This is a genomic window from Tardiphaga sp. 839_C3_N1_4 (assembly GCF_051811045.1).
Lineage (GTDB): Bacteria > Pseudomonadota > Alphaproteobacteria > Rhizobiales > Xanthobacteraceae > Tardiphaga.
Map to the genome: position 1 here is coordinate 3,540,520 of NZ_JBPWQD010000001.1, position 21,269 is coordinate 3,561,788.

The window sequence follows — 21,269 nt, forward strand, 5'->3', positions numbered from 1 at the left end:
GACTGAACGACGAGGAAACTGGTTTGTCTTTTCGAAATGACGACACATCGGGGGACGCGGAACGCCCATCAGGGATCCCTACGGTCAACCCCTGGGCCGCACGTCCCGCCGAGCCGCCTGCCCCATCGCAGCCCCCGCCGCGCGAGGCACCGCGCAGCAAATGGTTCAACTGGCCCTCGGTCGCATTCGCGGTCGTGATATTCGGCGGTATCGGTGCGCAGGCCTATCAGGAGCTCTCCAAACCCGAAGCCTGGGCCTATTGGAAAGACCTCTATGTCTCGCCGAGCATGTCGTCTTCGGAGGTCGGAAGTCTCGATCCGGACAATTCAGGCCGTGGCCGCCCGGCGCTGGCGATCACGGGCGAGATCGGCCCGGCCACTGCGAGCTGGTTTCGCGAAAAGCTCGATGAAGCCAAACTCACGCCCGGCGATACCGTGCTGCTGTCGTCTCCCGGCGGAAATGTCGGCCAGGCCATCATCATGGGCGAGATCATCCGCGCGCGCGGGCTGACCACCGCCGTGGGCACGGTAGATTCGGCGGGCCGGATCAAACCGTCCTATTGCGCCAGCGCCTGCGTGATGACCTATGCCGGCGGCAAGGCCCGCATCGGCGTCGAGGGCTCAAAGCTGGGTGTTCACCGCTTTGTGTCGCCCAAGCCAGGGGCAGATCCTGTCGCGTCCGCGCAGCGCACCATGGGCTATGTGCTGAGCTACATGACCAAGATGGGCGTGGCCTCGTCGGTCGTGGAAGCCATGTCAGCCACCGAGAAAATCCGCTGGCTCGGCACCAGCGAGGCTGCCGCCATGAACCTCGTCACCGATCCGGCCAGGAAGTCGTGACGCCGCCGGCCTGCGCCTGGCCCAACAAAATTTACCACCTTGAAAGGTGCATCATCGGTAGAGGCGGAAAACCGCGCCTTTACCGAATTCTTTAATCCCATCAACGGACGATATCGTCTAAGACGAGGACGCGGCTCGCAATCCGCGCCGCCTCCAGAACCACGCCGTGAGCGGTTTCGGCCCAACTCAGGGCCAGAATTCCGAAGCGAACGCGCGTGCAACTGTATCTCCCGATCGCCGACATTCCGATCAATGTGTTGCTCATCCTGGCGATGGGCGCTGCAGTCGGCTTCGTCTCCGGCATGTTCGGGATCGGCGGCGGCTTCCTGATGACACCGCTGCTGATTTTCGTCGGCATCGCTCCTGCAGTATCGGTCGCATCGGTCGCGAGCCACATTGCAGCCTCGTCTTTCTCCGGTGCGCTGTCCTACTGGCGACGCCGCGCCATCGATCCCGCGCTTGCGAGTGTCCTTCTGACCGGCGGCGTGGTGGGCACGGCGCTCGGGGTGTGGGCATTCACGCAGCTGCGCAATCTCGGCCAGCTCGACCTCACCATCTCGCTGTCCTATGTGATCCTGCTCACCGCCGTCGGCAGCTTGATGTTCTGGGAGGGCCTGCGCGCGCTGCTGCGCATCCGGCGCGGTGATCCCGTGAACCTGCGCCGCTCCGGCAGCCATAGCTGGGTTCACGGCCTGCCGCTGAAGATGCGGTTCAAGCGCTCCAAGATCTATCTCTCGGTGATCCCGGTAATCGCCGTCGGCCTCCTGATCGGCTTCATCGGCGCCGTGATGGGCATCGGCGGCAGCTTTATCCTGATCCCGATCCTGATCTACTGGCTGCGCATTCCGACTTCGACGGTTATCGGCACATCCATGGTGCTGACGCTGGTCACCATGGTGATCGCGACATTGCTGCACGCCGTCACCAATCATCTGGTCGATGCAGTACTGGCCCTCATCCTGATGGTCGGCGGCGTCACCGGCGCACAATTCGGCGCCCGCGCCGGGCAGAAGATTCGCGGCGAGCATTTGCGCCTGCTGCTGGGCCTTCTGATCCTGGCGGTCGGCGTCCGCTTCGCCGTGGAACTGGTCATTCGCCCCGCGGATCTGTTCACGATCCGCGAGACCGGAGGCGTCGCTCCATGATACGCGCGCTCCCGATCATCGCCGCACTCGGCATCGGAATGCTCGCCCCGGCCCGCGCCGAGCAACTGATCGTCTCGGTGTCGAACCATCGCGTGACCGTAACGCCGAATTATGCCGGCGAGGAACTGGTGCTGTTCGGCGCTGTCGAGAAAGACGACAAGACACCGCCCGGCCGCAACAACTACAATCTCGTCGTCACCGTCAACGGACCGCGCACCGACCTCACGACCCGGCGCAAGGAACGTCGCTTCGGCATCTGGATCAACACGGATTCGCGCCAGTTCCTGCAGGTGCCCTCCTATCTCGCCGTGTTTTCCAACCGTCCTATGGACGCCATCGCGCCTACCGACATACAGCGCCGCCAGCAACTCGGAATCAACAACGTCCTGCTGACCCAGCGCGTCGGCACCGACTATGCCGACGTCGTGGCCACAGACCCGTTCCGGAGCGCCTTTGTGCGACTGCGCAAGGAACATGGACTGTATCGCGAGGAAACCTCAGCGGTGACATTCCTGACACCGACACTGTTCCGAACCAGCATTCCGCTGCCTGCCGAGGTGCCCATCGGAACCTACGATGTCGAGATCAAACTGTTCGCCGACGGTGCACTGATCTCGAAAGCGGAGACGGCGTTCGATATCGTCAAGATCGGCTTCGAGCAGTTCGTTGCCAATGCCGCGCGCAATCACGGTTTCATCTACGGGCTGCTCACCGCCGCGATGGCGCTGATGTCCGGCTGGGCCGCGTCGATCGTGTTCAGGCGGGATTAAACTCTACTCTCACCGCCGTCATTGCGAGGAGCCCTTGCGACGAAGCAATCCAGTCTTCCTTCGCTTGTGGCCTTCTGGATTGCCGCGTCGCTTCGCTCCTCGCAATGACGGTTGAGGATTCTGCGCGCTACAAAAATATCCCCACCACCATCGCCACCACACTGACGGCCATTGCTGCCGTCGACAGCCAACCGAGCCAGTACAGCGGCCCCTTGATCACAAAATCGCCCATCACATCCTTGCGGCGCGACATCACCATCAGCAGCACCATCACCGGTACCGCGAGCACACCGTTGATGACCGCGCTCCAGTACAGCGCCGAGATTGGGTTGATCGAGGTGAAATTCAGCGCGATCCCGATCACGGCGGACAGTGCCAACACCGAGTAGAACGCCACGGCTTCGCGCGGCTTGCGATCGAGGCCGACCAGCCAGCGCTGACCTTCGCCCACAGCATAGGCAGTCGAGCCCGCGAGCACCGGGATCGCCAGCAGACCGGTACCGACGATGCCCAGCGCAAATATCCACTCCGCAAATACTCCGGCGATCGGACGCAAGGCTTCAGCCGCCTGCGCCGAACTCTCGATATCCGTCTTGCCGGAGGCATTGAGCGTGGCCGCAGCCGTGATGATGATCGACAGCGCGATCAGGTTCGAAAATGCCATGCCGACGATCGTGTCGGCCCGAATGCGCGAAAACTCCATCGCGGCACCAATCGGCCTCTCGATCAACGGAGCCTTGTGGGGATCGATACGTTCGTCCTCCGCCTCCTGCGAGGCCTGCCAGAAGAACAGATAGGGCGAAATCGTCGTCCCGAGAATGGCGACTATGGTGGTGAGATACGAGCCACTCCAGGTGATTTGCGGCAGCAGGATGCCTGTGAGAGCCGCGCTCCAGTCGACCTTCACCACCGCAAGCGCGGCGACATAGGAGAACAGGCAGAGCGTCAGCCATTTCAGCACCGAAACATAGCGCTTGTAGTCAAAGAAGATTTGCGCGCCGACCGAGAGCGCGCCGAACAGAACGACATAGATGATGCCGTGACCTCCAACGAGCAGCTTGGTGGCATCGGCCATGGCGCCGAGATCGGCCGCTATATTGATCGTATTGGCGATGAACAGCAGCGACACGATGAGATGCAGCAGCGGCGCCGGATAGTGCCGGCAGACATTGCCGGAAATGCCGCGACCGGTCACGCTGCCGACACGTCCGGAAATTTCCTGGATCGCGACCATCAGCGGAAAGGTCAGCAGCATCGTCCAGCCGATGCCGTAACCAAGTTGTGCCCCGGCCTGACTATAGGTGCCGATACCGGACGGATCGTCGTCGGAAGCGCCGGTGATCAGACCAGGACCAAGCCGTTTCAGAAAGCCTTTCGGACCAGCAGCTTCTCCCTCTTGATCATCAGGCTTCTCGCTCGACTGGTCCGACATCTGATCCCTGCCATCTCACCGCTCGGCAACGTGCCGTCGCAGCTAACGTTCCGAAGCAGGGACTGGCAATGGGCTAGATCAAGGTCCGCACACCCGGTTCGAGGATACGCAAACGAGCACCGAAGCCGAGCGTATCGAAGGATGCGCGCAAATCGCCGGCGGTCTGTTTGAAATGCGCCCATCCGTCGGTGTGGACCGGCACAATCGTCGCATCGGGAAACGCGCGCGCCGTCTCGATCGTGTCATTGGTGTCCATGGTGAGGTGGAATGGCCCGCGGGTTTGCGCCGCGCCGGCGAAGGGTAGCACCACGCCGGCCGGAAAACGCCGCGCGACCTCGGCGACGCCATCGAACCAGACGGTGTCGCCTGTAATGTAGATCGGCCTGCTCCCCGGCGCGTTCGAGCTCAGCACGAATCCGATGACATCGCCCGACAGCGGCTCGATGCCGGCCGGGCCATGACGCGCGGGCGTCGCGGTGATCGTCAGCGCGTGACCATCCTTGCCTGCAAGCTCGGTGCTGTCCCATGGCGCGAGACCTTCGACATCTCCACCGAGGCGCTTGGCGCCCGCAATGGTTGTCAGCGCGCGCGGCGCGTGGCGCAGGAAATCGCGCCCGGAATTATCGAGATTGTCGGAGTGCTGATCGTGACTGAGCAGCACCGCATCGACCGCGCCGACTTGCGCAGCGGAGATTGCGGGGCCGACGAGTTTTTCCAGCGTGACATGCGGCAGCTTGTAGGCGCCCGGATGATCGAAGGTCGGATCAGTGAGCAGCCGGAAGCCGTCGAATTCAATCAGCGCGGTGGGGCCGCCGATCAGGGTGATGGTGAGAGACATGAACTACTCCTGTCGCAGGGGGGCGGGTGAAGCGGCCGGTCTGGTGACGAGATAGATACCGAGGGCGACCGGGACGATCCCCAGGAGATCACGACTTTCGACATGCTCGCCGAGCACCATCCAGGCGAACAGCATGCCGAGGGGTGGCATCAGGAAGTGATAGGCGCTGGCCGCGGTGGCGCCGCAGGTCTTCAGGAGATGAAACCACAGCAGATAACCGAGGATAGAACCGCCCAATGTGAGGAAAGCAAACGAACCGATCAATCGCGCACTCGGCACGATCGCGCCAATATCGGAAAACGTGAGCGCCACCGGGATCAGCACCACGCCGGCCGCAAGATTCTGCACGCCGTTGCCGATCCACAGGCTGCCCTTCGGTGCCAGCAGCTTGAACAGGATCGTCCCGGTCACGATGGACGCGAGCGATGCCAGCGTGAATACGATGCCCTGTGCGCTGTCGGTGCCCACCGATATGCGGTGCCAGACGATCGAGGTGACGCCGGCGATGCCAAGCAAGAGCCCGGCGACCTTGCGTCCGGTGAGCGGCTCCTTCAGCAACAGCGCTGCGAACACAGCCGTAAACACCGGGTTTGCGCTGACGACCAGGCCCCCGAGACCGGCGGAGATGGTTTGCAGGCCGGTATAGCCGAGGCCGAGATACAGCGCGTTATTGGCCAGGCCGATGACGGCGTAGGCCGCGACATCGCGCCAAGAGAGCGACCAGGCACCGTGGCGCAGGGCGGAAATGCCAAGGATCAGAACACCAGCCAGCGAGAACCGCGCGGCGAGCAAAATGAGCGGCGGGCAATCGGTGACGGCGATCTTCCCTGCGACAAAGGAGAAACTCCAGAGCAGACAGAAGATGCCGATATAGATCGGCAGCGGATTGAAGGCGGCACGGGGAACCGCGACTGACGGCGCGAGGGACATCGGAAATCTCCTTTGCCGCTGATCTATGCTCCTGCCTTCCCATTTGGAAATTAAATGATATACTTGTTGCCAGTTGAAAAACGAATGGACAGCCGATGCTGGATCTCGAACTCCTGCGCAGCTTCGTCTCGGTGGTCGATGCCCGCGGCTTTACCCGCGCCGGCGAGCGCGTTCACCGCACCCAATCGACCGTCAGCCAGCAAATCAAACGACTGGAAGAGGATATCGGCCAGCCGCTGCTGAACCGCACCGGCAAGGACGTGACGCCGACCGAAGCCGGCGAGCGGCTCTTGTCCTATGCGCGACGGCTGCTGGCGCTGGCGGAGGAAGCCCGCGACGTGCTGGCCCGGCCGACCAATGAAGGCGCTGTCAGGCTCGGCATCCCCGAGGATTTCGCGGCCTATCGCCTGACCGAATTGCTGGCGAATTTTTCGCGGTCGCGGCCCGGTTTGCGGCTCGACGTACGCGCCGATCAGAGCACATATTTGCGCCGCGATCTCGAACGCGGCGAACTCGACCTGGCACTGTTCAAGCGCGCCGCCGGTGAGAAAGGTGGCATTGCCGTGTGGCCCGAGCGGATCCATTGGGTCACGAGCAAGGCGCATCCGATCGACCCCGCCATCCGGTCGGTCCCGTTGATCGGCTTTCCCGCCGGCTGCCTTTACCGGACCCGCGCGATCCATGCCATCGAGGCGGCAGGCCGCAGTTGGCACATGGCCTATACGAGCTCCGGCCTCGCCGGCATCCAGGCTGCGGTCGCCGCCGGACTTGGCCTCAGTATCCTGTCCGACATGGCTATCCAGGCCGACCATCGCATCCTGACGGCGAAGGAAGGCTTCGCGCCGATCGACCAGACTGAAGTGACGCTGATGGCCGCCCCCGATGCGAGCCCGGCAACGCTGCGGCTTGCCGACCACCTCGCTGAGTTCTGCGATACGGTGCAGGCGAAGGCGGCGTAAGGTCGCTCTTTCTTTTAAATGCTCGTCGGTTTGCAAGGCCATGGAAGCCACGCTTCAGACACGAGCCGCAGGAGCCCTCCATGCCGACATCCAACGCTGTTACTGTCGAGGCTCTGAGTCCCACGTCGTTCGAGCCCTTCGGATGGGTGCTCGGCAAAACCGATCCGCTCAAAAAAGACGCGGTCGGTTTTCGAAGCCCGGCGAGCGATTTCTGGCACGAACACTTCTTTGATCCCGGCACGGGAGGCAACACCGAGGTCTTGTGGGTCGAGTATCGCGACAACAATCCGCTTGTCTCAAAGCTCGAAGTCCATCACCTGACCCAGCAGGCGGTCGTGCCGCTCACGAAAGAGATCGTTCAGATCCTTTGCTTGAGTGACGCACACCAGCGGCCGAATTTGTCGACCCTTCGAGCTTATCGTTTGTCTCCCGGTGTCGGAATCTGCATGCGTCCCGGCGTTTGGCACGCAACGCGCGCCGACAATGCGACCTGCCTGATGCTGACCCGTGGCTCGACGACTGAGGATCTTATCGACCATCTCGTCAACGAGCGCCCTGCGAAGGAGTCTGCCATCTCGGAGATCACACTCGTTCGCCTGATCCAGGCAGAATGACGATCTATTGGATATCGCTGATCTAGCAGCAGCGCGACGCTGCGATGGCGTGCATACGCCGGTCTCCGAGCACATGGGCAACGAAGCCGAGGGTCTGGAAGATTTTCGCGAATGCCGCGTCGCGGATGTTGAGCCCACCGGTATAAGCGCCGAAGGCCGGCATGACCGCGCGGGTGCCGTCGCTCGCAAAGCAACGACGCTCCACAGCGCGACCGCGGGTGCTGACACGCGCCTTTGGATGCAGGTGACCGGCAATCTCGCCTGCAGCACCTGTCGGCTCATGACGGAAGGTGACCGGGCCGATGGCGACTTCTTCCGCGACGGTGCCGCCGAGATCCGGCGGCAAGGCGGGATCGTGATTGCCTGATATCCAGATCCAGTCGCGGCGCATCTGCAAGGCGGACAGCAGGCCGCGATTGGCCGGCGACAACCGCTCGTGGGCGTCACGGTCGTGGAAACTGTCGCCGAGCGCAATCACGATGCGCGGATCGTGACGCGCGATCACCGCACCAAGACGGCCGAGTGTTGCGATCGTATCGTAGGGCGGCAGCAGGACGCCGCGATTGGCATAGCTCGAGCCCTTTTCGAGATGCAGATCAGACACCACGAGAAGTTTCTGCTCTTCCCAATACAAGGCGCCCGACAGATCCGCAGCCAGCGTGACGCCGGCGATGCTGACGGTGCTCATGTCGACGGTGATGGTTTCAGCGTGCATGGTGCTCTTTTAAGACGAATGCGAGATTCGCAAAACCCTTACGATCGCGTCTCTTCGAATCCCGCCGCCTCTTTCACGAGTTCCTCGGCGGCTTCCGCCAGGAGCTCGTCGGACGCCTCGCCGTATACCGCTTCACGGCCGATTTCCAGCATCACCGGCACCGCCAGCGGCGAGACGCGATCGAGTTCCCGGTGAATGATGCGGCCTTGGATGCGCGTCAGCATGTCGCTCAATCGCCGAATGTCCAGCAATCCCGTCGCCGCATCGGCGCGCGCGGCACGCAGCAGCACATGATCGGGCTGATGCTTGCGCAACACGTCGTAGATCAGGTCCGTGGAGAACAGCACCTGACGGCGCGACTTCTCCTCGCCGGTGAAACGCGTGTGGATCAGCCCCGAAATCACCGCGCAGGTGCGGAACGTCCGTTTCATCAGCGCCGATTCCGCGAGCCATGCTTCGAGATCGTCGCCGAGCATGTCGGGATCGAACAAAGCGGCAAGATCGAGCCTGCCCTGCCTGATCATGTGCGACGTGTCGCCGAGGCCCCATATGGCCAGCGCATATTCATTGGCGACAAAGCCCAGCGGCCGCGCCCGCGCACGTTCCAGCCGCCGCGTCAGCAGCATGCCCAGCGTCTGATGCGCGAGGCGGCCCTCGAATGGATAGCAGACGAGATAATGCTTGTCGGCGCGCGGAAAGGTCTCGACCATCAATTCGCGCGCGCCGGGCACATGCGACACATGAGCCTGCAGCGACAGCCACTCGCGCACCTGGTCGGGCAGGCCTTTCCAGGCGCGCTCGTCATCCAGTAATTTGCGCACGCGTTCGGCGAGATAGGTCGAGAGCGGAAACTTTCCGCCCATATAGGATGGCACCTTGGCGTCCTTGTCATGGGCGCGCGAGACATAGACCTGGTCCTCGACAAGGGATTCGTAGCGCACGACTTCCCCGCCGAACACAAAGGTATCGCCGACCACGAGACCTTCGATGAAATACTCCTCGATCTGGCCGAGCATGCGTCCCCCGCGCGCCAGCGCACCAGTGACACCCTTTTTGCCTTTTCCGCTGCCACCGCGCACCAGCCGCACCTTCAGCATCGTATCCTCGACGATGGTGCCGACATTCATGCGATACATCTGGCGCACCTTCGGATTGGTGACCCGCCATCTGCCCGAGGCGTCCTGCTTGATACGGGCGAAACGCTCGTAGATTTTGAGCGCATAGCCGCCGGACGCCACGAACTCCACGGTATCGTCGAAATCGACACGCGACAGTTCTGCATAGGGCGCCGCCGAACGCACTTCGTCATAGAGATCGTCCGCGCGAAACGGCGCACCGCAGGCGCAGCCGAGCACGTGCTGCGCCAGCACGTCGAGCGAGCCAGTCCGCAGCGGCGGCGTGTCCTGCGCATTCTCGGCAACAGCATCGATGGCGACGCGACATTCCAGCACCTCAAAACGATTGGCCGGAACTAGTACAGCGCGCGAAGCTTCATCGATGCGGTGATTGGCGCGGCCGATCCGCTGCATCAGGCGTGACGCGCCCTTGGGCGCGCCGACGTTGATGACGAGATCGACATCGCCCCAGTCGACGCCGAGATCGAGCGACGAGGTACAGACCACGCCGCGTAACTTACCGGCGGACATCGCGTCCTCGACCTTGCGGCGCTGCGCGACGTCGAGGGAGCCGTGATGCAGCGCGATAGCAAGACCGTCGTCATTCATGCGCCAGAGATCCTGGAACAGCATCTCGGCCTGGCTGCGCGTATTGACGAAGACCAGCGTCGTCTTGTTGGCCTTGATGAGATCGTAGATCTCGCCGAGTGCATGGCGCGCGGAATGGCCGGCCCAGGGCAACCGTTCCTTGGTGTCGAGCATTTCGACGACCGGCTCGGCCGCGCCGCCGGCGATGACGATATCGGCGGAAACGCTTTCACCAACGCGCTGCGGCACGAGGAAACGCGCCAGCGATTCCGGCTCGGCGACCGTCGCCGACAGGCCGATGGCCCGCATCTCAGGCGCAAGCTTCCACAGCCGCGCAAGGCCGAGCGACAGCAGATCCCCGCGCTTCGACGTCACCAGCGCATGCAATTCGTCGAGCACAACGCGCTTGAGTGACGAGAACAGAAACGGCGCGTCGTCGGACGACAACAGCAGCGCCAGCTGTTCCGGCGTGGTCAGCAGGATATCAGGCGGATAGCGCCGCTGCCGCGCCCGGCGCGACACCGGCGTGTCGCCGGTGCGCGTCTCGACCTTGATCGGCAGCTGCATCTCCGCGATCGGCGTTTCCAGATTGCGCGCGATGTCGACGGCGAGGGCTTTCAGCGGGGAAATGTAGAGCGTGTGCAGGCCACCGGTGCGCTGAACGGTGCGGCCGGTGGAGACCACCTTACTCGGCGCGCTTCCGGCAAGCGCAGGTGCTGCTTTCTTACCTCCCCCCTTGCGGGGGAGGTCGGCAGCCGCAGGCTGCCGGGAGGGGGGTATCGCTGGTACGACGTCACTTGTGGCCCCCCCTCCCCTGCCCTCCCCCGCAAGGGGGGAGGGAGCAGGCCCCGCGGCGTTTTTGTTGCCGCTCAATTCCACCAGCGTCGGAAGAAACCCAGCCAGCGTCTTGCCCGCGCCTGTCGGTGCGATCAGTAGCGCCGAGCGATCGTCCCGCGCCTTCTGCAGCAGCGCCAATTGATGTTCGCGCGGCGACCAGCCGCGCATGGCGAACCAGCGCAGGAAATGATCGGGCAGCAGGTCGGGTTTGGCGACGGATTTACGGGGCGGCACGCGTTAGAACTAGGCACTCTCAGCCGTCATTGCGAGGTCAAGAAAGCTGGCTTACGGGCTTTCCCGGACTCGCAGTGACGGCGAGGTCGGAGACGCTATTGCGTCACCGACTTGTCGGAGATGATCCAGTCCTTGCCGTCAAACCGCTGGGTGTACAGCGTCGCCATCGGAACATAGGCGTCATTGGTATAGCTGTAACTCACCCCCGGCAGCATTTGCGGAGCGCGGAAGCCGTTCAGGCCGATGGCCTGTTTCAGCACGTTCTCATGGGTGAGCTCGTCGCCGCAGCGGCGCAGGATCTCCGCCATGGACACGGCCTGACCATAGCCGAAGAAGGCGATCGAGTTATCAGCAGACACCGTGGGCAGATATTTCGCGCGCAGCGCTTCGAACGCCACGATGTCGGGATCCTTGGCATAAAGCGGCGAACCGATATCCTTGCCATAGGCAATCGAGACGATGCCCTTGGCGTTTTCCAACCCTGCGGCCTCCAGGATCGATCGGCCGGTGGAGCCCGCCGACAACAACTGCAGCGGCTTCCACCCGAGCTCGACCACCTTGCGGATCGACTGCGACGTCGCCTTGCCGGTGGTGATGTTATAGAAAACATCGGCACCGGATTTGGCGAGATTGATCAGCTGCGAGTCGATCGTGGGATCGGTGAGATCATAGGTCACCTCGGCGATCACCTTCGCGGTGCCGCCGGCTTTCGCGAGTTCGTCCTTGAACGGCCCCAGGAAATCCCGGCCGAAATCATCGTTCTGATAGAGGATACCGACTTTCGCATTCGGATTCATGCTGACGACATACTTGGCGAGAATGCGCGCCTCGGTCGGATAGAGCGGCAGACCGGCCATGGTCCATTTGTTGTTCTTCGGATCGTTCCACTTCGATGCGCCGGTGTTGAGCAGCAGCTGCGGCACGCCCTTGGAATTGAGATATTTGTGCACGGCGGTCTGCGGCGCTGTGCCGAGCGAGCCATAGAGTGCGAGCACTTCATCCTGCTCGACGAGGCGGCGCGTCGCCTCGACAGCCTTCGGTGCGCTGTAGGAATCGTCCATCGTCAGAAACTTGACCTTGCGGCCATTGATGCCGCCCTTCTCGTTCAAGCTCTGAAAATAGGCTTCGCCGACGCGGCCGAGCACGCCATAGAGCGAGCCGGGTCCGCTATGCGGAATGGTTTGCCCGATCTTGATTTCAGTATCGCTGGCGCCCGGATCGTATTTCTTGTCGGCGGCGATAGCGGCCGTCACAGTCAGTGGCAACACGACGACGGCGACCCGCGCCGCAGACGCAAATAGTCCCTTGTTCATGGCGTTTTCTCCCTGATGATTTTTGATCCGGCTCTTTGCGAGTCCGATTGGCCGTCTCCATCCCCGGCATCTCACCGGGGATGGTCGTTACTTTAAAATACGCGCTTACTGGCTCACCGGCTTATCCGACAGATCCCAGTCGGCACCGTTGAAGGTGCCGACATAGAGCGCCTTGATGGTGGTGTAGTCGGTCGGCGTGAAGCCGTAGGTGATCCCCGGCAGGAATACCGGCGCGCGATAGCCTTCCAGATTGGTGGCGTGCTTGAGCACATTCTCGCGGGTGAGATCGTCGCCGCAGCGGCGCAAAATCTCCGCCATGGTTACGCCCTGCGAGTAGCCCTGGAATGCGATGGTGTTGTCGGGGTCGACATTGGGCAGATACTTCTTGCGCAGCTCCTGGAAGGCGATCACGTCCGGATCGTCCTTCCACTTCTCGCTGCCGACTTCCTTGGTGTAGGTCATCGCCACGATGCCCTTGGCATTCTCGGCGCCGGCAGCGTTGATGATCGAGCGACCGCTCGAGGTCGATACCAGGAGATGCAGCGGCTTCCAGCCGAGCTCCGCGACCTTGCGGATCGATTGCGACGTCGCCTTGCCGGTGGAGATGTTGAAGAAGGTGTCTGCGCCCGATTTCGCCAGATTGATCAGCTGTGAATCGATGGTCGGATCGGTGAGGTCATAGGACGCCTCGGCAACTATCTTCGCGGTGCCGGCCTCAGTCAGAATCTCCTTGAACGAATTCATGAAATCCTTTCCGAACTCGTCGTTCTGGTAAAGGATCGCGACCTTGGCGTTCGGCCTGGCCTGCATCAGGTAGCGCGCGATGATGCGGCCCTCGGTCGAATAGATCGGCAGACCCGGCGTGGTCCACTTGAACTCTTTCGGGTTGTTCCAGCGCGAGGCGCCGGTGTTGAGCAGCAGCTGCGGGATCTTCTTGCTGTTGAGAAACTTCTGCACGGCCGATTGGGGCGCGGTGCCCAGCGAGCCGAACAGCGCCAGCACCTCGTCCTGCTCCGCCAGCCGGCGGGTGGCCTCGACCGCCTTCGGCGCGCTGTAGGCATCGTCCAGCGACATGAAATTGATCTTGCGCCCGTTGATGCCGCCCTTCTCGTTCAGCATCTGGAAATAGGCGGCCTGGGTCCGGCCGATCACGCCATACAGGGAACCGGCGCCGCTATAGGGAATGGTCTGGCCGAGCTTGATCTCGGTATCGCTGGCACCCGGATCGTATTTCTTATCCGCCGCAGAGGCCGAATGGGCCAGTACGGAGACAACTGCAGCGAGTGTCGCGGTCCTGAAGACGGACCTGTGGCGCGAAGGCATCTGGTGTTTTCTCCCTGAGACCCGCTTGTGCGGGCGTGTTTTTGTGACCCGTCGCGGCGTTGATCGCGGCTTTACGGGCTTGCCTTATCCTCTGCGGGCGCGAGAGGCTTGGCAATCCCTCACAGGTTGCCTCATGTTTTCCGTGGGTTGGCTATCGATAGGGCCTCAGCGCACCCAAACGTGACGAAATACGCATCGCGCCACGGGTGTCTAAACGCTTATTTAACCGGCTTTTTTTGGCCGGCGCCCCTGCGGTTGCAATGTCGGACAGTGTGGCCGTCCGGATACAGCCAATATGGCCCGACTCCCCTATTCTAACGGTTCAAATCTGAATTGGGGTCGACCATGAAACGTATTCTTCTTGCGAGCGCCGCGCTGCTCGGAACCGCTGTGAGCGCGCAGGCTGCCGATCTGGCCGTCAAGGCCCCTTATTACAAGGCGCCGATCGTCGCCGTCTACAACTGGACCGGCTTCTACATCGGCGTGAACGCCGGCGTCGGCATTGGCCGCGACCGCACCACCCACAGCCTCAACAACGACTCGCTGTACGTCTCGCCGCAGGGCGGCTTCGGCGGCGGCCAGATTGGCTACAACTGGCAGGGCGACTCGCTGCTCGGCCCGATCGTTTACGGCCTCGAAGCTGACATCCAGGGCTCGGGCCTCACGGGCGGTGGCGCCTCGGTCGCTCCGGCAACCATCTACAGCCAGAAGTCGGATTGGTTCGGTACCGTTCGTGGCCGTGTTGGTCTCGCGACTGGCCCGGTTCTCAGCTACTTCACCGGCGGTTTCGCTTACGGCAACATCAAGAGCACGATCACCGAAGGCGGCGTGACGGCGTTCTCAGAGAACCGCACTGCGACGGGCTGGACCATCGGCAGCGGTGTCGAAGCAGCGCTGGGCGGCAACTGGACCGGCAAGATTGAGTATCTCTATGTGAACCTCGGCAACAAGACGAACGCCTTCGGCGCGCCGTTCGCTGGCCAGTTCACCAACAACGAGATCCGTGAAAACCTTTTCCGTGTCGGCCTGAACTACCGCATCGGTGGCAACAGCGCTTACACCCCGGTGGCTGCGGCCAACTGGACCGGCTGGTATCTCGGCGGCAACCTCGGTTCCGGCACCGGCCGCAACCGCACGACTCTGACGGGAGCTCCCATTGCTCCCCTGGAGCAGTTCAGCCTGAATCCGGACGGCATCAATGGTGGCGGTCAGATCGGTTACAACTGGCAGGCTTCGAACTGGGTTTACGGTCTTGAAACCGATATCCAGGCGTCCAGCCAGCGCGACAACAAGACCGTCGTTGGCCTCGGAACCATTGGCTACGAGTCCAAGCTGCCCTGGTTCGGCACCGTTCGCGGTCGTGTCGGTTACTCGGTCGGCTCCAGCCTGTTCTACGCAACCGGCGGCTTCGCTTATGGCGGCGTGAAGAACAAGATCTTCAACAACGGCGTTCAGGTTGCTGACCTGTCCAGCACCAAGACCGGCTGGACCGCCGGCGCTGGCCTCGAAACCCCGTTCAAGCTGCTCGGCCTGTTTGGACCGCAGTGGACCAGCAAGACCGAATATCTCTATGTCGATCTTGGCAAATCCACGGATCTGGTCGCTCCCGGCGTGACCAACGAGAGCAAGGTCACCGAGCACATCTTCCGCACCGGCCTGAACTACCACTTCAACAGCCCGGTCGTTGCGAAGTACTGATCCCAGCGACATCCGCTAAAATCGAAAACCCCGGCCTCGCGGCCGGGGTTTTTGTTTGCGTCCTGAACAACGCTGTTCCGAGAAAATTAACCACAAGGAACCCAATATCCAAATACCGCAATTTCTGATCGCACGGCTGCTGACAGCACTCTGTTACCCCTTCATAGTTCGACCAGAAACCTGAACTGGAACCCATTATGAAAACCCTTCGCCTCTCCGCCGCGGCGCTGCTCGCTCTGACCGCCGGTGCGCAAGCCGCCGACATGGCCGCGAAGGCGCCCTACTACAAGGTTCCGGTAACAACGGTTTACGACTGGACTGGCTTCTACATGGGCGTGAATGCGGGCTACGGCGTCGGCCGGGATCGGCTGCAAAACAACGACCCCATCACTCCGGGCTCAGCCACCTCGACCTATCTGCAGCCCGCCGGTGGATTCGGCGGCGGCCAGATCGGCTATAACTGGCAAACCGGTTCGATGTTCGGCCCGCTGGTCTACGGCGTCGAAGCCGATATTCAGGGCGGCGAGTTGAAGGACAGCTATCCGTTGCTGAACAACGGCGCCTTTCCGCTGGCGCCGCAGGACACCTACAGCCAGAAAATCGACTGGTTTGGCACGGTGCGCGGCCGCGTTGGTCTCGCAACGGGTCCGGTGCTCAGCTATGTGACCGGCGGCTATGCCTATGGCAACGTCACCACCACCTCCACCTCCCTGGGCTTTCCTGCCTTGGCTACGAGCCGCGTCCAAAGCGGCTGGACCGTCGGCAGCGGCGTCGAGGCATCTCTCGGCGGCAACTGGACCGGCAAGATCGAATACCTCTATCTCAACCTCGGCAACAAGACCGACCAGGTGATGGTGCTCGGCACCTTCCCTCAGACCACCACGACAGAAGTGCGCGAGAATCTGTTTCGCGTCGGCCTGAACTATCGCATCGGTGGCAACAACAGCGCCTATGTGCCGGCGCCCGCAGCGAACTGGACCGGTTGGTATCTCGGTGGCAATGTCGGCTCCGGCATCGGACGCGACCGCACCACGGTCTCCAAAGCCGGCGACGGCCTTGGCGACTTTCCCTCATACGACGCCTTCAACCTCGCTCCCGATGGCATCAACGGCGGCGTACAGCTCGGTTACAACTGGCAGATGGCGAACTGGGTCTACGGTCTGGAAACCGACATCCAGGCCTCCAGCCAGCGCGACAACAAGACGGCCATTGGCCTCGGCGACGTCCCGTTCGATGCTAAGCTGCCCTGGTTCGGCACCGTTCGTGGCCGCCTCGGTTATTCGATCGGCTCAACGCTGTTTTATGCCACGGGCGGTTACGCTTACGGTGGCGTGAAGACCAAGATCCGCGAAGACGGCGCCCAGGTACTCAATGCTTCGACAACCCTGAGCGGCTGGACCGCGGGCGCCGGCATCGAGACGCCGTTCACCCTGCTCGGCCTGTTCGGCCCGAGCTGGACCTCGAAGACGGAATATCTCTATGTCGACCTTGGTTCGACCTCGAACCTCGTCAACACCACGACCGTCACGACCACCGTCACCGAACACATCTTCCGCACCGGACTGAACTATCACTTCAACAGCCCAGTCGTCGCGAAGTACTGATCCTGGTGACATTGCTGAAACGCAAAACCCCGGCCTCGCGGCCGGGGTTTTTATTGGTAGGACGCTTGGCGCTCACAGACGTTATTACCCGGCCGTCATTGCAAGGAGCCCTTGCAACGAAGCGACCGTCTCTTCGTTTCGATTTCTGGATTGCGCCAGCAAACTTGCCCTGGCTGACCCCGACGGCGTTAAAGCCGGTGCTTGATCGCGACGGCCACCAGTCCTGGTGCGGCAACGCCGCGTTCCGTACGAGACGAAACGTGTTCAAGATAAATGAGCGCCAGGCCGGCAGCTGCGATCAGGCCGCGCAAATGATCTTCGCTCTGCGCATAACGCAAGCCCGCGCCGAGAGCGACACCGTCGCCGTCATGCGTCTCGGCCGTGAAGGCGAGCAGCCCGTCTGGGGCCAGCACGCGCGTAGCTTCTCGCAAAACCGGCGCAAGGTCGTGCAGATAGATCAGCACGTCGGCTGCGATGACCAGCTCGACACTGCTATCTGACCGGCGGCACAAACCCTCGACGATCTCGGCCACTTCAAGCTCGGCATAAAGCCCGGTGGCATGAGCGCGCTCGATCATGCGCGGCGACAGGTCGATGCCGATGATGGCGCCGGTGCAGGCGGCAAAAGCGCCGGCCGCCAGCCCGGTGCCGCAACCGAGATCGATGGCGCGGGGGAAAAGCATCGCCCTATCCGTCGCAGCGCATGCGGCACGCACGGCGCCCAACAGGACCGCCGGTCCGCGATAACCGAGCGTATCGACCAGAGCGGCGTCGAACTTGGGCGCGTATTGATCGAACAGCGCCGTCACATAGGTCGCCGGCATGGCCGAGAGATCGTCAGCGCCGAGCCGCATCAACCGCAGACCCGCACCGTTGCGATCACCGGGATCGCTGGCCTGCGCGCGGCGAAACGCGGCGATGGCGCCGGCGGTGTCACCCAGCTGCTCCCGGACCTCCCCGAGCACGAACCATGCGGTGGCAAAGCCCGGCGCCAGATCAGTAGCCTGCTCAAACAGATCGGCGGCCGCCACCAGATCTCCCTGCACCTGCAGGTCGCGCGCATAGTCGAAACGCCGATCGGCGTTCATATCGCCGGATGACATGAACAAGCGCGCGGGCATGATGGGAACCGATCGGAGGGCGGGGCGTTCGCAGGATGACTCGAACCAACCCAAGGCGGACCTATATAACCGAGATGCGTCCGCAAGACATCCTTATCCCGGTTCCCGGCGGCCTTTGCTGCAAACCGGGCGGCTTCCATATCGACCCGGTCAGACCGGTCGAGCGCGCCGTGATCACCCACGGCCATTCCGACCATGCCCGCCCCGGCCATGGCGCGGTGCTGGCGACGCAAGAGACCCTCGACATGATGCGGCTGCGCTATGGCGACAATTTCGCCGGCAGCACGCAGGCCATTGCCTATGGCGAGACAATCAAACTCGGCGACGTCACGGTGTCCTGCCATCCCGCCGGCCATGTACTCGGCTCGGCGCAGATGGCGGTGACCTGCAAGGATATCTGCATCGTCGCCTCCGGCGACTACAAGGACGCCTATGACCCAACCTGCACGCCGTTCGAGGTGGTGCCCTGCGACGTGTTCATCACCGAAGCGACATTCGGGCTTCCGGTATTTCGTCATGGCAATGCCGCCGACGAGGTGAAGAAGCTGTTGGCCTCGGTCGCGCTGTTTCCGGAGCGAGCGCATCTGGTCGGCGCCTATTCGCTGGGAAAGGCGCAGCGGGTCATCAAGTTGATCCGCCAGGCCGGTTATGACGCACCGATCTATCTGCATGGCGCGATGGAGAAGATCACACACTACTATCAGAGCCGCGGCATCGATCTCGGCGAATTGCGCCCGGTGAAAGGCGTCAGGAGAGCCGATCTCGCCGGCACCATCACGCTGGCGCCGCCATCGGCCACATCGGATGTGTGGACGCGGCGCTTTCCCGATCCAGTCACCGCCTTCGCATCCGGCTGGATGCGCGTGCGCGCCCGTGCGCGGCAACGCGGCGTCGAGCTGCCGCTGGTGATTTCGGATCACGCCGATTGGGATGGATTATGCGCCACCATCCGCGCGACCGGCGCCCGCGAAATCTGGGTCACCCATGGCCAGGAAGACGCGCTGGTGCACTGGTGCCAGAGCCAAGGCCTGACCGCGCGGCCTCTTGCGCTGGTCGGCTATGGTGACGAGGAGGAAGAGGAAACTCTGCCGCCCGGTGAAAGCGCCGAGGCATGAACCGCTTCGCCGAACTGCTCGATCGCCTGGCCTATGAACCCGGCCGCAACAACAAGCTGCGGCTGATCACGGGCTATTTTCGCGAAGTGCCCGATCCCAACCGTGGCTACGCGCTGGCGGCACTGACAGGTGCGCTGTCGTTCAAACATGCGAAAGCTGGATTGATCCGCGACCTCATCGCATCGCGGACGGATCCGGTATTGTTTGAACTCTCTTATGACTATGTCGGCGATCTCTCGGAAACGGTCGCGCTGATGTGGCCGAAGTCGCCAGAAATCGCCCACAACAATCCACCCCCACCCACGCTCACCGAAGTCGTCACCACACTCCGCACACTCGGCAAGGCTGAATTGCCCGCGCAACTGACGCGCTGGCTGGATGAACTCGACGAGACCGGGCGCTGGGCACTGCTGAAGCTCGTCACCGGCGCGATGCGCATCGGCGTCTCCGCACGGCTCGCCAAGACCGCCGCCGCGGCGCTCGGCGACAAGGACCCGCATGACGTCGAGCTGATCTGGCCCGGCCTCGCGCCGCCCTATGGCGAATTGTTCGCTTGGCTTGAAGGCCGCGCCGAGAAGCCGGTCAATCGCGATCCTGCGCCGTTCCGGCCAGTAATGCTGGCGCATGCCATTGAGGAGTCCGACTTCGCCAATCTCGATGCCGCGGATTTCGTCGCGGAGTGGAAATGGGATGGCATCCGGGTTCAGGCGGTCAGTGGCAAAGACGATGACGACAGGATCGTCACGCGGCTCTATTCGCGCACCGGCGAGGACATCACAGGAAGCTTCCCGGACCTCACGCCGTCGCTGCGCTTGCCCGGCGCGATCGATGGCGAATTGCTGGTCCTGCGCGAGGGCCGTGTGCAGTCATTCAACGTACTGCAACAACGGCTGAACCGGAAAAGCGTGACGCCGAAGCTGATGAAGGAATATCCCATTCATCTGCGCGCCTATGACCTGCTCAGCGATGGCGAGACTGATTTGCGCGAACTGCCATTCGAACAGCGTCGCGCAAGACTTGAGACACTTATCGCAGAGCTGGATGACGACAGGATCGATCTGTCCGACCAGATCCCGTTCGCAACATGGGATGCCCTCACCGCAGCACGTGCCGATCCTGTCAGTGCCGGAGCCGGCGAAGATGCCGACGCCGTCGAAGGCGTAATGCTGAAGCGGCGCGATTCTGCCTATCTGCCCGGCCGTCCGAAGGGCCAATGGTGGAAATGGAAGCGCGATCCGCACATCATCGACGCGGTGCTGATGTATGCGCAACGCGGCCACGGCAAGCGCTCGTCCTATTATTCGGATTACACCTTCGGTGTCTGGACCGCAGGCGAGAGCGGTGACCAGCTGGTGCCGGTCGGCAAAGCCTATTTCGGCTTCACCGACGAGGAGCTGCTGCAAATCGACCGCTTCGTCCGCCGCAACACTACCGAGAAGTTCGGCCCGGTGCGTCACGTCACCCATGAGCCGGACAAGGGGCTGGTGCTGGAAGTCGCCTTTGAAGGGCTGGCGCGCTCGCCACGGCACAAGTCAGGGGTCGCAATGCGGTTTCCCCGCATCAGCCGGCTGCGCTGGGACAAGCCGCCACGTGAGGCTGACCGGCTGGAGACGCTGGAGCGCATGCTGAAGGCGGAGACCACAATTGCGCCGTCCGAGCCTGCGACGCCTTGACAGCCCATACTTGACGAACAAGCCGGGTTCCCCATTTGCGTGGGACCACCTATGATCAGCACGCGATTTGCGCGCAGGAGACCACGATGCAGCCAAATGAGACCCGGGACTTGCCTGCCAACAATGACGGCCTGGCGCGCTTCCTTGGCGGATCGCCGTTGGCTGTACTCGGCCGGCTGATCCTGCTGTCGATCCTGGTTGGCGTCGTGCTCGCGGCCATCGGCTTTGATCCGTGGAACATCGTCACCAGCATCCGCCGCCTGTTCCAGTGGGTCTATGACCTCGGCTTCGACGCCATCAATGGCCTCTGGCGCTACTTCCTGCTCGGCGCCGTGATCGTGGTGCCGATCTGGCTGATCATGCGGCTGTTCAGCGCCCCGCGCGGCCGCTGAGACGCGCATCATCC

Annotated in this window: 18 protein-coding genes; 10 read left to right on the forward strand and 8 right to left on the reverse strand. The window is 62.6% G+C overall.

Annotated elements, in window-relative coordinates; genetic code table 11:
- The first annotated feature begins 23 nt into the window (after window positions 1-23).
- The 3 genes from AB8A38_RS16975 (at window position 24) to AB8A38_RS16985 (ending at window position 2,754) form a co-directional block, all read left to right on the forward strand.
- Window positions 24-839 carry a hypothetical protein gene (locus AB8A38_RS16975; RefSeq protein WP_315840313.1) on the forward strand — a complete coding sequence of 272 codons (816 nt, stop codon included), beginning with the start codon at window positions 24-26 and terminating at the stop codon, window positions 837-839.
- Between the two features lie 215 nt (window positions 840-1,054).
- Window positions 1,055-1,984, forward strand: coding sequence for a sulfite exporter TauE/SafE family protein (locus AB8A38_RS16980; protein WP_439086751.1), 930 nt, complete (start codon window positions 1,055-1,057; stop codon window positions 1,982-1,984).
- Entirely contained in the window at window positions 1,981-2,754 is a 774-nt protein-coding gene (locus AB8A38_RS16985; protein ID WP_439086752.1) for a TIGR02186 family protein, read from the forward strand. The genes AB8A38_RS16980 and AB8A38_RS16985 overlap by 4 nt, the downstream gene beginning before the upstream one ends.
- Before the next feature lie 127 nt (window positions 2,755-2,881).
- Here the strand turns inward: AB8A38_RS16985 and AB8A38_RS16990 are convergent, their stop codons facing one another.
- The 3 genes from AB8A38_RS16990 to AB8A38_RS17000 form a co-directional block, all read right to left on the reverse strand.
- Window positions 2,882-4,186 (reverse strand): NRAMP family divalent metal transporter, encoded by a 1,305-nt coding sequence (locus AB8A38_RS16990; protein ID WP_439086753.1) that lies wholly within the window; start codon window positions 4,184-4,186, stop codon window positions 2,882-2,884.
- Between the two features lie 73 nt (window positions 4,187-4,259).
- Window positions 4,260-5,024 (reverse strand): MBL fold metallo-hydrolase, encoded by a 765-nt coding sequence (locus tag AB8A38_RS16995; RefSeq protein WP_439086754.1) that lies wholly within the window; start codon window positions 5,022-5,024, stop codon window positions 4,260-4,262.
- A gap of 3 nt (window positions 5,025-5,027) precedes the next feature.
- Window positions 5,028-5,954 (reverse strand): DMT family transporter, encoded by a 927-nt coding sequence (locus tag AB8A38_RS17000; RefSeq protein ID WP_439086755.1) that lies wholly within the window; start codon window positions 5,952-5,954, stop codon window positions 5,028-5,030.
- 95 nt (window positions 5,955-6,049) lie between these two features.
- Here AB8A38_RS17000 and AB8A38_RS17005 point away from each other — a divergent pair, with 95 nt between their 5' ends.
- Together AB8A38_RS17005 and AB8A38_RS17010 are read left to right on the forward strand one after the other, a co-directional pair.
- Window positions 6,050-6,913: a LysR substrate-binding domain-containing protein gene (locus AB8A38_RS17005; protein WP_116664696.1), complete on the forward strand. Its 864-nt coding sequence runs from the start codon at window positions 6,050-6,052 to the stop codon at window positions 6,911-6,913.
- A gap of 80 nt (window positions 6,914-6,993) precedes the next feature.
- On the forward strand, window positions 6,994-7,527 hold the full coding sequence (locus AB8A38_RS17010; protein ID WP_439086756.1) for an ureidoglycolate lyase: 534 nt from the start codon (window positions 6,994-6,996) through the stop codon (window positions 7,525-7,527).
- 22 nt (window positions 7,528-7,549) lie between these two features.
- On the opposite strand, the gene pdeM is transcribed toward AB8A38_RS17010, so the two are convergent.
- The 4 genes from pdeM to AB8A38_RS17030 form a co-directional block, all read right to left on the reverse strand.
- A complete protein-coding gene (gene pdeM, locus AB8A38_RS17015; protein WP_439086757.1) occupies window positions 7,550-8,242 on the reverse strand; it encodes a ligase-associated DNA damage response endonuclease PdeM in 693 nt (230 codons plus the stop codon).
- A gap of 38 nt (window positions 8,243-8,280) precedes the next feature.
- Entirely contained in the window at window positions 8,281-11,016 is a 2,736-nt protein-coding gene (locus AB8A38_RS17020) for a ligase-associated DNA damage response DEXH box helicase (protein ID WP_439086759.1), read from the reverse strand.
- A gap of 95 nt (window positions 11,017-11,111) precedes the next feature.
- On the reverse strand, window positions 11,112-12,329 hold the full coding sequence (locus AB8A38_RS17025; RefSeq protein ID WP_439086760.1) for an ABC transporter substrate-binding protein: 1,218 nt from the start codon (window positions 12,327-12,329) through the stop codon (window positions 11,112-11,114).
- A gap of 105 nt (window positions 12,330-12,434) precedes the next feature.
- Entirely contained in the window at window positions 12,435-13,652 is a 1,218-nt protein-coding gene (locus AB8A38_RS17030) for an ABC transporter substrate-binding protein (RefSeq protein ID WP_439086761.1), read from the reverse strand.
- 345 nt (window positions 13,653-13,997) lie between these two features.
- Between AB8A38_RS17030 and AB8A38_RS17035 the strand changes: the two genes are divergently transcribed.
- Both AB8A38_RS17035 and AB8A38_RS17040 read left to right on the forward strand, forming a co-directional pair.
- A complete protein-coding gene (locus tag AB8A38_RS17035) occupies window positions 13,998-15,350 on the forward strand; it encodes an outer membrane protein (RefSeq protein ID WP_439086763.1) in 1,353 nt (450 codons plus the stop codon).
- 197 nt (window positions 15,351-15,547) lie between these two features.
- Window positions 15,548-16,954, forward strand: a complete 1,407-nt coding sequence (locus tag AB8A38_RS17040) for an outer membrane protein (protein WP_439086765.1) — start codon at window positions 15,548-15,550, stop codon at window positions 16,952-16,954.
- A gap of 188 nt (window positions 16,955-17,142) precedes the next feature.
- Here the strand turns inward: AB8A38_RS17040 and AB8A38_RS17045 are convergent, their stop codons facing one another.
- Complete coding sequence (locus AB8A38_RS17045) at window positions 17,143-18,075, reverse strand: methyltransferase domain-containing protein (RefSeq protein ID WP_439086766.1); 933 nt, start codon at window positions 18,073-18,075, stop codon at window positions 17,143-17,145.
- Window positions 18,076-18,149: 74 nt separating this feature from the next.
- Between AB8A38_RS17045 and AB8A38_RS17050 the strand changes: the two genes are divergently transcribed.
- The 3 genes from AB8A38_RS17050 to AB8A38_RS17060 all read left to right on the forward strand — a co-directional run bounded on the left by AB8A38_RS17050 (window position 18,150) and on the right by AB8A38_RS17060 (window position 21,255).
- A complete protein-coding gene (locus AB8A38_RS17050) occupies window positions 18,150-19,190 on the forward strand; it encodes a ligase-associated DNA damage response exonuclease (protein ID WP_439086767.1) in 1,041 nt (346 codons plus the stop codon).
- Window positions 19,187-20,863, forward strand: coding sequence for a cisplatin damage response ATP-dependent DNA ligase (locus tag AB8A38_RS17055; RefSeq protein ID WP_439086768.1), 1,677 nt, complete (start codon window positions 19,187-19,189; stop codon window positions 20,861-20,863). The genes AB8A38_RS17050 and AB8A38_RS17055 overlap by 4 nt, the downstream gene beginning before the upstream one ends.
- Window positions 20,864-20,949: 86 nt before the next feature.
- Window positions 20,950-21,255 (forward strand): DUF6460 domain-containing protein, encoded by a 306-nt coding sequence (locus AB8A38_RS17060; RefSeq protein ID WP_068737958.1) that lies wholly within the window; start codon window positions 20,950-20,952, stop codon window positions 21,253-21,255.
- Window positions 21,256-21,269 lie beyond the last annotated feature (14 nt).

What these genes read in the sequence shown, in the direction of transcription:
- AB8A38_RS16985 (WP_439086752.1), top strand. Translation starts at nt 1,981, where the DNA reads ATGATACGCGCGCTCCCGATCATCGCCGCACTCGGCATCGGAATGCTC.
- AB8A38_RS16990 (WP_439086753.1), bottom strand. Translation starts at nt 4,186, where the DNA reads ATGTCGGACCAGTCGAGCGAGAAGCCTGATGATCAAGAGGGAGAAGCT.
- AB8A38_RS16995 (WP_439086754.1), bottom strand. Translation starts at nt 5,024, where the DNA reads ATGTCTCTCACCATCACCCTGATCGGCGGCCCCACCGCGCTGATTGAA.
- AB8A38_RS17000 (WP_439086755.1), bottom strand. Translation starts at nt 5,954, where the DNA reads ATGTCCCTCGCGCCGTCAGTCGCGGTTCCCCGTGCCGCCTTCAATCCG.
- AB8A38_RS17005 (WP_116664696.1), top strand. Translation starts at nt 6,050, where the DNA reads ATGCTGGATCTCGAACTCCTGCGCAGCTTCGTCTCGGTGGTCGATGCC.
- AB8A38_RS17010 (WP_439086756.1), top strand. Translation starts at nt 6,994, where the DNA reads ATGCCGACATCCAACGCTGTTACTGTCGAGGCTCTGAGTCCCACGTCG.
- pdeM (WP_439086757.1), bottom strand. Translation starts at nt 8,242, where the DNA reads ATGCACGCTGAAACCATCACCGTCGACATGAGCACCGTCAGCATCGCC.
- AB8A38_RS17025 (WP_439086760.1), bottom strand. Translation starts at nt 12,329, where the DNA reads ATGAACAAGGGACTATTTGCGTCTGCGGCGCGGGTCGCCGTCGTCGTG.
- AB8A38_RS17030 (WP_439086761.1), bottom strand. Translation starts at nt 13,652, where the DNA reads ATGCCTTCGCGCCACAGGTCCGTCTTCAGGACCGCGACACTCGCTGCA.
- AB8A38_RS17035 (WP_439086763.1), top strand. Translation starts at nt 13,998, where the DNA reads ATGAAACGTATTCTTCTTGCGAGCGCCGCGCTGCTCGGAACCGCTGTG.
- AB8A38_RS17040 (WP_439086765.1), top strand. Translation starts at nt 15,548, where the DNA reads ATGAAAACCCTTCGCCTCTCCGCCGCGGCGCTGCTCGCTCTGACCGCC.
- AB8A38_RS17045 (WP_439086766.1), bottom strand. Translation starts at nt 18,075, where the DNA reads ATGCCCGCGCGCTTGTTCATGTCATCCGGCGATATGAACGCCGATCGG.
- AB8A38_RS17050 (WP_439086767.1), top strand. Translation starts at nt 18,150, where the DNA reads ATGCGTCCGCAAGACATCCTTATCCCGGTTCCCGGCGGCCTTTGCTGC.
- AB8A38_RS17055 (WP_439086768.1), top strand. Translation starts at nt 19,187, where the DNA reads ATGAACCGCTTCGCCGAACTGCTCGATCGCCTGGCCTATGAACCCGGC.
- AB8A38_RS17060 (WP_068737958.1), top strand. Translation starts at nt 20,950, where the DNA reads ATGCAGCCAAATGAGACCCGGGACTTGCCTGCCAACAATGACGGCCTG.